The sequence below is a fragment of the Mycobacterium sp. shizuoka-1 genome (assembly GCF_002723835.1).
Classification (GTDB): Bacteria; Actinomycetota; Actinomycetes; order Mycobacteriales; family Mycobacteriaceae; genus Mycobacterium.
This window is the reverse complement of sequence record NZ_BEWG01000019.1, coordinates 71,227-82,219: the sequence shown is the minus strand read 5'-3', so window position 1 is coordinate 82,219 and position 10,993 is coordinate 71,227. Positions and strand designations below refer to the sequence as shown.

11 protein-coding genes are annotated in these 10,993 nt (G+C 68.7%); 3 read left to right on the top strand and 8 right to left on the bottom strand.

Going from position 1 to position 10,993, the window contains the following annotated elements; all coding sequences use genetic code 11:
- Positions 1-184: 184 nt before the first annotated feature.
- Complete coding sequence (fbaA, locus tag MSZK_RS05195; protein ID WP_099245515.1) at positions 185-1,222, bottom strand: class II fructose-bisphosphate aldolase; 1,038 nt, start codon at positions 1,220-1,222, stop codon at positions 185-187.
- A gap of 146 nt (positions 1,223-1,368) precedes the next feature.
- Between fbaA and MSZK_RS05190 the strand changes: the two genes are divergently transcribed.
- The 3 genes from MSZK_RS05190 (at position 1,369) to MSZK_RS05180 (ending at position 3,573) form a co-directional block, all read left to right on the top strand.
- A complete protein-coding gene (locus MSZK_RS05190) occupies positions 1,369-2,034 on the top strand; it encodes a VTT domain-containing protein (protein WP_099245536.1) in 666 nt (221 codons plus the stop codon).
- A gap of 138 nt (positions 2,035-2,172) precedes the next feature.
- On the top strand, positions 2,173-2,421 hold the full coding sequence (locus MSZK_RS05185; RefSeq protein WP_099245513.1) for a hypothetical protein: 249 nt from the start codon (positions 2,173-2,175) through the stop codon (positions 2,419-2,421).
- Positions 2,422-2,478: 57 nt separating this feature from the next.
- A complete protein-coding gene (locus tag MSZK_RS05180; RefSeq protein ID WP_099245511.1) occupies positions 2,479-3,573 on the top strand; it encodes a triacylglycerol lipase in 1,095 nt (364 codons plus the stop codon).
- Here MSZK_RS05180 and MSZK_RS05175 read toward each other — a convergent pair whose 3' ends face one another.
- From MSZK_RS05175 to MSZK_RS05145, 7 genes are read right to left on the bottom strand one after another with little or no spacing between them, the layout of a single operon-like run.
- Positions 3,574-4,764, bottom strand: coding sequence for a VWA domain-containing protein (locus MSZK_RS05175; protein ID WP_099245509.1), 1,191 nt, complete (start codon positions 4,762-4,764; stop codon positions 3,574-3,576).
- Positions 4,761-5,426, bottom strand: coding sequence for an SRPBCC family protein (locus MSZK_RS05170; protein WP_099245507.1), 666 nt, complete (start codon positions 5,424-5,426; stop codon positions 4,761-4,763). The genes MSZK_RS05175 and MSZK_RS05170 overlap by 4 nt, the downstream gene beginning before the upstream one ends.
- On the bottom strand, positions 5,423-6,313 hold the full coding sequence (locus tag MSZK_RS05165; RefSeq protein WP_099245534.1) for a MoxR family ATPase: 891 nt from the start codon (positions 6,311-6,313) through the stop codon (positions 5,423-5,425). Before MSZK_RS05165 ends, MSZK_RS05170 begins: the two co-directional genes overlap by 4 nt.
- The gene (locus tag MSZK_RS05160) at positions 6,310-7,188 is read right to left on the bottom strand and encodes an XdhC family protein (RefSeq protein ID WP_099245505.1); all 879 of its coding nucleotides are present in this window, start codon (positions 7,186-7,188) and stop codon (positions 6,310-6,312) included. The genes MSZK_RS05165 and MSZK_RS05160 overlap by 4 nt, the downstream gene beginning before the upstream one ends.
- Before the next feature lie 10 nt (positions 7,189-7,198).
- The gene (locus tag MSZK_RS05155) at positions 7,199-9,589 is read right to left on the bottom strand and encodes an aerobic carbon-monoxide dehydrogenase large subunit (RefSeq protein WP_099245503.1); all 2,391 of its coding nucleotides are present in this window, start codon (positions 9,587-9,589) and stop codon (positions 7,199-7,201) included.
- Positions 9,586-10,062, bottom strand: a complete 477-nt coding sequence (locus MSZK_RS05150) for a (2Fe-2S)-binding protein (protein WP_099245500.1) — start codon at positions 10,060-10,062, stop codon at positions 9,586-9,588. Before MSZK_RS05150 ends, MSZK_RS05155 begins: the two co-directional genes overlap by 4 nt.
- Complete coding sequence (locus MSZK_RS05145) at positions 10,062-10,952, bottom strand: xanthine dehydrogenase family protein subunit M (protein WP_099245498.1); 891 nt, start codon at positions 10,950-10,952, stop codon at positions 10,062-10,064. Before MSZK_RS05145 ends, MSZK_RS05150 begins: the two co-directional genes overlap by 1 nt.
- Positions 10,953-10,993: the final 41 nt, after the last annotated feature.

Below are 10,993 nucleotides of genomic sequence, written 5' to 3'. Positions count from 1 at the left end.
GTTCTCGATCTGCCCGGCCAATGCTGCAGCCATGCGAATGTCCATCGCCGTCACCTTCTGGGCCATGAACCATGCTGGTCCCAGCCCTACTCAGGTGTCAGCGATGTCCCGAGACATACCACTGTCAGCGATGTCCCCGAACAGAACACGCCGCTGAGCGAACGAAAACGCGCCGAAATCGCTACTAGCCGGCCGACACCGAACGGCCCGCGCTGTGCAGGTCGTTGCAGGCTTCGACCACACGCTCCGACATCGAGGCCTCGGCCTTCTTCAGATAGCTGCGCGGGTCGTAGACCTTCTTGTTGCCGACCTCGCCGTCCACCTTCAGCACACCGTCGTAGTTGGTGAACATGTGCGCCGCGAGCGGCCGGGTGAAGGCGTACTGGGTGTCGGTGTCGACGTTCATCTTCACCACGCCGTACTTCAGCGAGTCCTCGATCTCCGACTTCAGCGAGCCCGAACCACCGTGGAAGACGAAGTCGAACGGCTTGGACCCCTCGGGCAGCCCCAGCTTGGCCGAGGCCACTCGCTGGCCCTCGGCCAGCACCTCGGGCTTGAGCACGACGTTGCCCGGCTTGTAGACCCCGTGCACGTTGCCGAAGGTGGCGGCCAGCAGGTACTTGCCGTGCTCCCCGGCGCCGAGCGCGGAGATGGTCTTCTCGAAGTCCTCCGGAGTGGTGTACAGCTTCTCGTTGATCTCGGCCTCGACACCGTCCTCCTCGCCGCCGACCACGCCGATCTCGATCTCGAGGATGATCTTGGCGGCGGCCGCCTGCTTGAGCAGCTCCTGGGCGATCGACAGGTTCTCGTCGATCGGCACCGCCGAGCCGTCCCACATGTGCGACTGGAACAGCGGGTTGGCGCCCTTGGCCACCCGCTCGGCCGAGATGGCCAACAACGGGCGGACGTAGGTGTCCAGCTTGTCCTTGGGGCAGTGATCGGTGTGCAGCGCGACGGTGATCGGGTACTTGGCGGCGACGACGTGAGCGAACTCGGCGAGTGCCACCGCACCGGTCACCATGTCCTTGACGCCCAGGCCCGAGCCGAATTCCGCGCCACCGGTGGAAAACTGGATGATGCCGTCGCTGCCGGCGTCGGCGAAACCTTTGATGGCCGCGTTGATGCTCTCCGAGCCGACGCAGTTGATCGCCGGGAACGCGAAGGAGTGCTCCTTGGCGCGGCCCAGCATCTCCGCGTAGACCTCGGGCGTGGCGATGGGCATGGCACTTCCTCTCGACTCTGGCGCTGAACGGCCTCAGTATGACAAGAAGCCTGTCAACTGGCACGGGGCGGAACCCCTCGCCGGCCCTTCCCAACCCGAGGCCACCGGTACCCTTGGGCGTCGTGACCACCACCACCCTGGCACTGATGCCGGACTTCCTCGACCCGCTCAAGCTGATCGAACAGTTCGGCACCTGGGCGCTGGTCGGCATTCTGGTCATCGTCTTCATCGAGTCCGGTGTGCTGTTCCCGGTACTGCCCGGCGACACCCTGCTGTTCGTGGCGGGCATGCTCGCCGCCGGGACCGCCGCCCGCGGCGCCGACGTGAACGCCAACTTCACGCTGTGGCAGCTGCTGGTGTTCATCCCGATCGCCGCCGTGCTCGGCGGCCAGGTGGGCTATCTGGTGGGCCGCTTCCTGGGCACCGCGATGTTCAAGCCGAACGCGCGGTTCCTCAAGCAGCGCTACCTCGACGAGGCACACCTGTTCTTCGAGCAGCGCGGACCCTTTGCGATCGTGATCGCCCGGTTCGTCCCGATCGTGCGGACGCTGGCGCCGATCACCGCGGGCGCGGCCAAGATGAAGTACGCGGTGTTCACCACCTACAACGTGATCGGTGCGCTGCTGTGGGGGGTCGGCCTGACCCTGCTGGGCTACGGGCTGGGCCAGTTCGAGATCATCCAGAAGCTGCTCGAACCGATCTTCATCCTGATCGCGGTGGTCTCGGTGGCTCCGATGATCTGGGAGTGGTACAAGCGTCGCAAAGCGGCCCGAGACGCCTCCGGTGCGACGGACCCGGTCGCCGAAGCGTAAACATTTGCTCGCAGCTGACCGTCCGCCCACACCCCACTCCAGGTCACGCGGTCGGCTCAGCATCTTGCCAGCGTGCGCACAGCGATTCTCCCAGCACCGGCCGATAGTTTGCGCTGATCGCCTGAAAGGTCACAGCAAATGGTCAAGATCGTCTTCAGTGGGCTCCTGGCGTCGGCGGGCATCGGCCTGGCGGCACTGTTCGGTGGTATCGGGGTCGCCTCCGCGGGCAGCCCCACGACAACGTTTGCCGTCCAGGACGGCACCAGCGGCGCGGATGGCGCGGCAATCGACTCCGACGGCACGCAGGGCGAGTTCAAGTCGGCCGTGGACGGCTCGATGAACGGACCGCTGCTCGTCGCCGCACCGCAGGACAAGGCTGTTCCCTGAGCCGACCCGAGACTGACCGGCTGACGGCACACCTGCGCTGAGGTACCGTCCGCGGTCATGGCCGCAGGCACCACCGCCGCGCATGTCCTCACCGACGTCGCGAAGTTCCCCCTGCGGATCGGCTCGCATGCCGCCCGCGCCGGCCTCAGCACCGGCTTGCACCTCGGCGAGCACGTCCTTGCCGCCGGCGTGACCGTCGGCGAGGAGATCGAACGGCCCGCCGTCGCCGCCATGCGGGCGGCGGGAATCGAGGTCGAGTCGCTGGCCACTGCCGGCGGTACCAAGGTCGACTACGACTTCTTCGCCGGCGTGGCGCCCGAGGTCCTCAATCCGGGCGGCACCCTGCCCGGCGCCAACGAGTGGGACCGGCCGCTCTCGGCCGCCCACCCGAACCCCGTCATCTTGATGCACGGCACCGCGGGCGGGGCCCAGACGAACTGGGGTGCCTACGTTCCCCTGCTCGTCGAGCAGGGCTTCTCGCCGTTCACCCTGACCTTCGGCGCGGTGACCACCGCGCCCTGGCCGCTCTCGGCGCTCGGCGGCATGGCCCCCATCGAGGAGTCCGCCGCGCAGTTCGGCGCCTTCGTCGAGAAGGTGTTGCACGCGACCGGCGTTGAACAGGTGGACGTCGTGGGGCATTCGCAGGGCACCGTGGTGCCCGACTACTACGCGAAGTTCCTGGGCGGGGCCGGGGCGATCAACCGATACATCTCGCTGGCGCCGTTGTGGGAAGGCACCGAGGTGTTCACGAACAAGCTCGTCGGCCCGCTGGAATTCCACGTCGCGCTCGACGCCACCCGACATGTGCACTTCGCCTCCGCCGAGCAGATGGTCTGCGGGTCCGACTTCGTCGCGAAGCTCAATTCCGATGGCGGACCGTATGTTCCGGGAATCCGCTACGTGAACATCTCGACGCGCTACGACGAATTCGTCCGGCCTTACACCAGCGGACAAGTGCCCGGCGGCCCGCACGACGACGTGATCAACATCGTCGTTCAGGACACCTGCGAGCGCGACTTCAGCGATCACCTCGCCATCGCGGGCTCACGGCGGGCGGCGACGATGGTGCTCAACGCCCTCGACGGCAGCGACGACCCGGCCCACGGTCCTCGCGAGGTGCCGTGCGAACTGGTGCCGCCGATCCTGGGCTGACTACAACGCGGCCAATGTGGCGAACAGCTCCCGCAGCCCGGACAGCGAATGCGCGGGCAGGAAGGCATCACAGTACGGAAGCGCGGCGGCCATCGAGCCGGCCAACGGCGCGAAACCCGGTGCCGCCGCCCGCGGATTGAGCCACACCAGATGCGCCGCGCGACGGGTGAGCCGGGCCAGGGCCCGCTCGAGCAGCTCGGGCGGGTCGCTGTCCCAGCCGTCGGAGGCGATCAGCACCACCGCGCCGCGCAGGGCGCCGCCGTGCGGCGGGGCCAGCAGTTCGGCGATCGAGGCGCCCAGATGCGTCCCGCCGTACCGGTCGGCCACCTTGGCATTGGCCCTGGCCAGCGCGACCTCCGGTGAGCGGTGCGCCAGCACCGCGGTCAGCCGCGTCAGAGTGGTCGAGAAGGCGAACACCTCGGGATGAAAACCCGCCTGCCGCAACGCCGTAGCCCGCATCAGATGCAGATAGATCGCCGCGTAGGGCTGCATCGACCGGCTGACGTCACAGACCAGCACCAGCCGTCGCCGCCGTCGCCGCGGCCGGGTGTGGATCGGTACCACCGGCTCCCAGCCCGTGGTGCGGGCGTTGCGCATCGTCGCGCGCAGGTCGATCCGGCCGCCGTGCCGGTGGGATTCGGTGCGCAAGGTGCGCCGGGTCGGCCAGACCGCGGCGGCCTGCTCCAGCCAGGTGCCGATCAGCCGCAGGTCGGCCTCGTCGAAGGTGTCGAATGATTCCTCCTCGCGTGCCACGATCCGGCTGGGCAACAGGTCGGGGATCGGCGCCGCCTCGCCGGCGGCGTCGGCCGTGCGCAGCGACGGCGGGCGGGTCGCCCACGGCAGTCCCCCGCCCTGCGGTCCGCCCTCGCGCTGCCCGGTCGCGGGCACCGGACCGGCCTTGGCGCCGCGCATAGCCCGCATCGCGACCGGATCGACCGGCAGCACGGCGTCGGCGAACACCGCCGCGAAGACGGTGTCGAAGGCGGTCAGGTCCTCGACCCGGTTCATCAGGGTCAGCCGGGCCGTCCAGTACAGCTGGGTCCGCGACGTCGGGACCAGCTCCCGCATCGCGGCGACGAACGCAGCCGGTCCGCTGGCCGCCACCGCCACCCCACCGGCGCGCAGGCGGGCGACCAGCGCGGCCGCGAATGCGGCCAGGTCGACTCCGCGCAGCAGCGCCGGTGCGGTCACTCGGTGCGCCGGCGGCGCAGCAAAATGATGAGGATCAGCAGCACCAGTGCGGCGACTCCGGCCGCCGCGTACTTCGTCACCGCGGTGCCGCCGGCGAGCTGGAGCAGGTCGATCGGCTCCGGCTCGGGGGCCGGGGCGATGCGAGCCGCCGGGGTTGTCGCGCCGGCCGGGGTGGCGGCGGCCGGGGCCTGGGTGTCGGCGGGTGTCGCGGGCTCGCTGCCCGCGGCCAGCTTGGCCTCCAGCGCGTCGACGAACTGGCCCAGCAGCTTCTCGGAAACCTGCTGAAGCATGCTGCTGCCGAACTGGGCCAGCTTGCCGACGATCTTCAGATCGGTCTCGACGGTGACCCGGGTGTGATCGCCCGCCTCGTGCAGCTGCAGAACCACGACGGCGGCGGCGTTGCCGGTGCCCCGCGCTTCCTTGCCGCGGCCGTCCACCACGGCACGATGAGTCGCCTCGTCGCGTTCCACGAAGTGCGCCTTACCGCTGAACTCGCTGGTCACCGGTCCGACTTTGACCTTGACCTTGCCCAGGAAATCGTCGCCGTCCTGCCCGGTCAGCTGGGCGCCGGGCATCAACGGGACCACCTGCTCCATGTCGCTGAGCACTTCCCAGGCCCGCGCGATCGGGACACTCACGGTGAACTCGTTGTCGATCTTCATGCGCTCTCCTCATGGCTCAGTTCAGTGCGGTACTCGGTGAACGCCTCGCGCAGACCCGCGCTGTCGTCGGGGGTTTTCGCCAGAGCGCTCAAGCTTGTCAATGCGGACGCGGTAATCAGGTTACCCACGCCCAGGGCCACCAACGCGGCCACCCAATCGATCGTCTCGGCAACACCCGGCGGCTTGTCGAGGTCGAGCTGTCGGGCCCGGCCGACGAACTGGGTGGCATGCGCGATGAGCGCGGACGTGGCGCCCGGGACGGTGCGGCGCACGATCTCGGCCGCCCGGGCCGGCTCGGGGTAATCGATCCAGTGGTACAGACACCGCCTGCGCAGCGCGTCATGCAGGTCGCGGCTACGGTTGGAGGTCAGCACCGTCACCGGCGGCCGCTGCGCGACGAACGTGCCGAGCTCGGGCACCGTCACCGCGGACTCACCGAGGAACTCCAGCAGCAGCGCCTCGAATTCGTCATCGGCGCGGTCGATCTCGTCGATCAGCAGCACCGGCGGAACCGGCCCGCGATGGCGCACACAGGCCAGGATCGGCCGGTCGACCAGATAGGTCTCGCTGTAGAGGTCGGATTCGTCGATGGCCGCGCCGCGGGCCTCGGCAAGTTTGATGGCCAGCAACTGGCGCTGGTAGTTCCAGTCGTAGAGCGCTTCGGCGGCCGTCAGACCCTCGTAGCACTGCAGCCGGATCAACGGGGTGTCCAGCACCGCGGCAAGGGTTTTCGCGGCGGTGGTCTTTCCCACCCCCGGCTCCCCCTCGAGCAGCAGCGGGCGGTTGAGCGCGGCGGCGAGGTAGAACGCCGATGCCGTTCCCTCGTCGAGCAGATACCCGCAGTCGTCGAACCGACCGATGACGTCGTCGATGCCGGTGAATGTCACGCCGGCGCCGCCAGGAATCTGCTGCGGCAGCCCGGGCAGCAGAACCAATGGTCCCGGCCGCCGAGGCGCGCGTGCGGGGTCTCGTCGCAGATGGTGACGGTCATCCCGCAGACCGGGTCCACCGCGGTCGCCGGTGGGGCCTGCTGCGGCGCGACCGGCAGTCCGTCCCTGCGGATTCCGGCGATCAACTCGGCAGCGATCGACACGGCGATCTCGGCCGGTGTCTTGGCGCCGATCGACAATCCCACCGGGCTGTGCACCCGGGACCGCTCGGTCTCGGTGAGGTCGAGCGCGCCCAGCACCGACGCTCCTCTGGCCCGGCTGGCCACCAGCCCGACGTAGCCGATTCCGGCGTCCAGTGCGGCCCGAATCGTCTCCGCCTCCGTCCCGCCGTGGGTGGCGATCACGACGGCGGTTACGCCGTCGAACTCACCACGGGCGTCGGCGCCATCGCGGCGAATGTCGTAGCCCAGCACGCCACACACCCGGGCCAGCTCCTCGGCGATCGGGGTGCCACCGCAGATTCGCACCAGCGGAGCCGGAAACTGTGGTGTCAGAAAGATTTCCAGCGCACCGCCGGACAAGCACGGGTTGACCACCACGCAGGCGCCGGGGGCGTCGGGGAAGTGCACGTCGCCGTCGGGCAGCACCCGAAGCAGCACGCTCTCGCCGGCTTGCAGTGCGCCGAGCGCCGCCTTGCGCACCGAGTTCTGGGCGCACTGCCCACCGACGAATCCTTCGATCGTGCCGTCGGCCAGCAACAGCGCCTCATCCCCCGCCCGCGCCGAGGTCGGCGGCTGCGCGCGCACCACCGTCGCATGGACGAACGACTTCCGTTCGTCCAGAAGCTGTTTGGCACGTTCGGCGATGGTCATACGCTGCTCATCAGATCGGCGGGGTCGCTCTACCCTGCATGGCTTCCCAGACCCGGGACGGGGTCAGCGGCATATCGGCGTGCCGAACACCGAACGGCGCCAACGCATCCACCACCGCATTCACCACCGCCGGCGGAGAGCCGACGGTCGCCGACTCACCGATGCCCTTGGCGCCGATCGGATGATGCGGTGACGGCGTCACGGTGTGCCCGGTTTCCAGGTGCGGCACCTCGACCGCGGTCGGAATCAGGTAGTCCATCAGCGACCCGCCCAGGCAGTTGCCCTCCTCGTCGAAGGCGATCATCTCCATCAGCGCCATCCCGATGCCGTCGACGATGCCGCCGTGGACCTGGCCTTCGATGATCATCGGGTTGATCCGGGTGCCGCAGTCGTCGACCGCCAGGAATCGGCGCACCTTGACCACCGCGGTGCCCGGGTCGACGTCGACGACGCAGAAATACGCACCGTAGGGGTAGGTCAGGTTCTCGGGGTTGTAGCAGACTTCGGCGTCCAGGCCACCTTCGAGCCCCTCGGGCAGGTCCCCGGCGCCGTGCGCACGCATCGCGATATCGGAGATCGTCACCGCCGCCGACGGATCGCCCTTGATGTGGAACGAGCCCTTGTCCCATTCCAGGTCGGCCACCGACGCCTCCAGCATGCCGGAGGCGATGATCTTGGCCTTGTCGCGAATCTTGCGCGCCACCAAGGCCGCCGCCGCCCCCGACACCGGGGTGGACCGGCTGCCGTAGGTGCCCAGCCCGAACGGGGTCTGGTCGGTGTCGCCGTGCACCACCTCGATGTCGTCGGGTGGGATCCCCAACTCTTCGGCGACGATCTGCGCGAACGTCGTCTCGTGGCCCTGCCCCTGGGTCTGCACCGAAAGGCGCAGCACCGCTTTGCCGGTCGGGTGGATCCGCAGCTCGCATCCGTCGGCCATGCCCAGGCCGAGGATGTCCATGTCCTTGCGTGGGCCGGCACCCACCGCCTCGGTGAAGAACGACATGCCGATGCCCATCAGCTCGCCCCGCGCCCGTTTGTCGGCCTGCTCGGCGCGCAGTTGGTCATAGCCGATCATGTCCATCGCCAGGCGCATGGTGGCTTCGTAGTCGCCGGAGTCGTACACCCAGCCGGTCTTGGACTTGTACGGAAACTGCTCGGCCCGCAGCAGGTTAGACAGCCGCAGCTGCGCGGGGTCCATCTTCAGTTCGTAGGCCAGGCAGTCGACCAGCCGCTCGACGAAGTACACCGCCTCGGTGATCCGGAACGAACAGGCGTAGGCCACCCCGCCGGGCGCCTTGTTGGTGTACACCGCGGTCATGTGGCAGTAGGCGGCCTCGATGTCGTAGCTGCCGGTGAACACCCCGAAGAAGCCGGCCGGATACTTGACCGGCGCGGCAACGCCGTTGAACGCACCGTGGTCGGCCAGCACGGTGGAGCGGATCGCCAGAATCTTGCCCGCGCTGGTGGCCGCGATCTCGCCGACCATGATGTAGTCGCGGGCGAATCCGGTGGAGGTCAGATTCTCGCTGCGGTCTTCCATCCACTTCACCGGCTTGCCCAGCAGCAGCGACCCGACGATGGCACACACATACCCCGGGTAGATCGGCACCTTGTTGCCGAACCCGCCGCCGATGTCGGGCGCGATGATCCGGATCTTGTGTTCGGGCAGGCCGGCCACCAGCGCGTAGAGGGTGCGGTGGGCGTGCGGCGCCTGGGTGGTCGACCACAGCGTCAGCTTTCCCGTCACCGGATCGAGGTCGGCCACCGCGCCGCAGGTCTCCATCGGTGCGGGATGCACTCGCGGATAGACCATTTCCTGCTTGACGACGATGTCGGCCTTGGCAAAGACCGCCTCGGTCGCGGCGGAATCGCCGGTCTCCCAGTCGAAGCAGTGATTGTCGGTCTTGCCGTCCAGGTCGGTGCGAATCACCGGTGCCGACGGGTCGAGTGCGGTGCGGACGTCGATGACCGGTTCCAGCGGTTCGTAGTCGACGTCGATGAGCTCCAGCGCATCCCGGGCGGAATAGCGGTCCTCGGCGACGACGAAAGCGACCTCCTGGCCCTGGAAGCGCACCTTGTCGGTGGCCAGCACGGCCTGCACGTCGTTGGACAGCGTGGGCATCCACGCCAGTCCCTTCGCGGCCAGGTCGGCACCGGTGACGACGGCCTTGACCTTCGGATGGGCTTGGGCGGCAGTGGTGTCGATGCTGTTGATCGAGGCGTGCGCGTACGGCGAGCGCAGGATCGCCAGGTGCAGCATGCCCGGCAGCTGTACGTCGTCGACGTAGTTGCCGCGGCCGCGGATGAACCGGGGGTCCTCCTTGCGCAGCATCCGGCCGTAGCCGCAGGGCTTCTGGTCGTTGTCGGCGGTGTCCTCGGGCCTGCGCTCCACGGTGGTCATGCTTGGACTCCTTGCGCGGAATGCTCGGCCGCCCACTGCACCGACCGGACGATCGTCGTGTAGCCGGTGCATCGGCAGATCTGACCCGAGATCGCTTCGCGGATCTCGTCTTCGGTCGGATTCGGATTGCGGTCCAGCAGCGCGCGGGCGGTGATCATCATGCCCGGGGTGCAGAACCCGCATTGCAGACCATGACACTGCATGAAGCCTTCCTGCACCGGGTCCAGCGTGGCCCCGTCGGCCAGCCCCTCGACCGTGCGGACCTCGTGGCCGGAGGCCATCGCGGCGAGCATGGTGCAGGATTTGACCGGCTCGCCGTCCACCGCCACCACGCAGGTGCCACAGTTGGATGTGTCGCAGCCCCAATGGGTTCCGGTCAGCCGCAGCTGGTCGCGCAGGAAGTGCACCAGCAGCATCCGGGGTTCGATCTCTGCGTTGACCTGCTCGCCGTTGACGTTCATGGTGACGTGCATCAGTTGCCCTTCGGGTCAGGGATGTTGCGCACGCGCTCGACGGCGGTGCGCAGCGTGCGGATGGTCAGTTCGGAGGCCAGGTGGCGTTTGTAGTCGGCGGTGCCACGCTGATCGGTGACCGGCTCGCAGGCCTGGGCGGCCAGCGCGCCGGCCGCGGCGAACGTGTCCTCGTTCGCCGGTGAACCGACCAACCGGTCGCGGACGGCCGCCAGGGCGTCGCGGTCCGCGTTGACCGCCGTCAGACCGACCCGGCCCGCCACGATCTGGTCACCGTCGAGCGTCACCGCCGCCCCGGCCGCGGCCACCGCCCAGTCGCCGACGCGGCGCTCCACCTTCGCGTAGGCACTGGAGCTGTTGTGCCGCAGCGGGACGCGGACCTCGATGAGGATCTCGTTGTGCGCCAGTGCAGTCTCGTAGGGCCCGAGGATGAACTCGTCGATGCCGATCTCGCGCTGGCCGGCCGGGCCGCGCGCCACGACCACGGCGTCGAGGATCTCGCACACCGTGGAAAGGTCCTCGGCGGGATCGGCCTGGCACAGCGATCCACCGACCGTGCCGCGGTTGCGCACCACCGGGTCGGCGATCACCCGTTCGGCGTCGGCGAAGATCGGGCAGACCTCGAACAGCGCGGCCGACTCCAGCACGTCGCGGTGTCGCGTCATCGCGCCCAACCTGGCCAGGGTCGGCTCGACTCTGACGTAGCCGAGCTCGCCGGCCAGGTCGTTGATGTCGACCAGATACTCGGGGTTGGCGATGCGCAGTTTCATCATCGGCAGCAGGCTGTGGCCGCCCGCGACGATGAACGCGCCCTCCCCCAGCCGGTCCAGCAGTCCGACGGCGTGGTCGACACTGGTGGCGCGTTCGTATTCGAAGGGACCCGGAACCTGCATGTGACCGACCTCACGTCCGCCGATGGGGACCCCAGTGTCGG

Bases quoted from the DNA above. Each gene is read 5' to 3' on its own strand.
- fbaA (WP_099245515.1), bottom strand. From the start codon at position 1,222: ATGCCCATCGCCACGCCCGAGGTCTACGCGGAGATGCTGGGCCGCGCC.
- MSZK_RS05190 (WP_099245536.1), top strand. From the start codon at position 1,369: ATGCCGGACTTCCTCGACCCGCTCAAGCTGATCGAACAGTTCGGCACC.
- MSZK_RS05185 (WP_099245513.1), top strand. From the start codon at position 2,173: ATGGTCAAGATCGTCTTCAGTGGGCTCCTGGCGTCGGCGGGCATCGGC.
- MSZK_RS05180 (WP_099245511.1), top strand. From the start codon at position 2,479: ATGGCCGCAGGCACCACCGCCGCGCATGTCCTCACCGACGTCGCGAAG.
- MSZK_RS05170 (WP_099245507.1), bottom strand. From the start codon at position 5,426: ATGAAGATCGACAACGAGTTCACCGTGAGTGTCCCGATCGCGCGGGCC.
- MSZK_RS05160 (WP_099245505.1), bottom strand. From the start codon at position 7,188: ATGACCATCGCCGAACGTGCCAAACAGCTTCTGGACGAACGGAAGTCG.
- MSZK_RS05155 (WP_099245503.1), bottom strand. From the start codon at position 9,589: ATGACCACCGTGGAGCGCAGGCCCGAGGACACCGCCGACAACGACCAG.
- MSZK_RS05150 (WP_099245500.1), bottom strand. From the start codon at position 10,062: ATGCACGTCACCATGAACGTCAACGGCGAGCAGGTCAACGCAGAGATC.
- MSZK_RS05145 (WP_099245498.1), bottom strand. From the start codon at position 10,952: ATGCAGGTTCCGGGTCCCTTCGAATACGAACGCGCCACCAGTGTCGAC.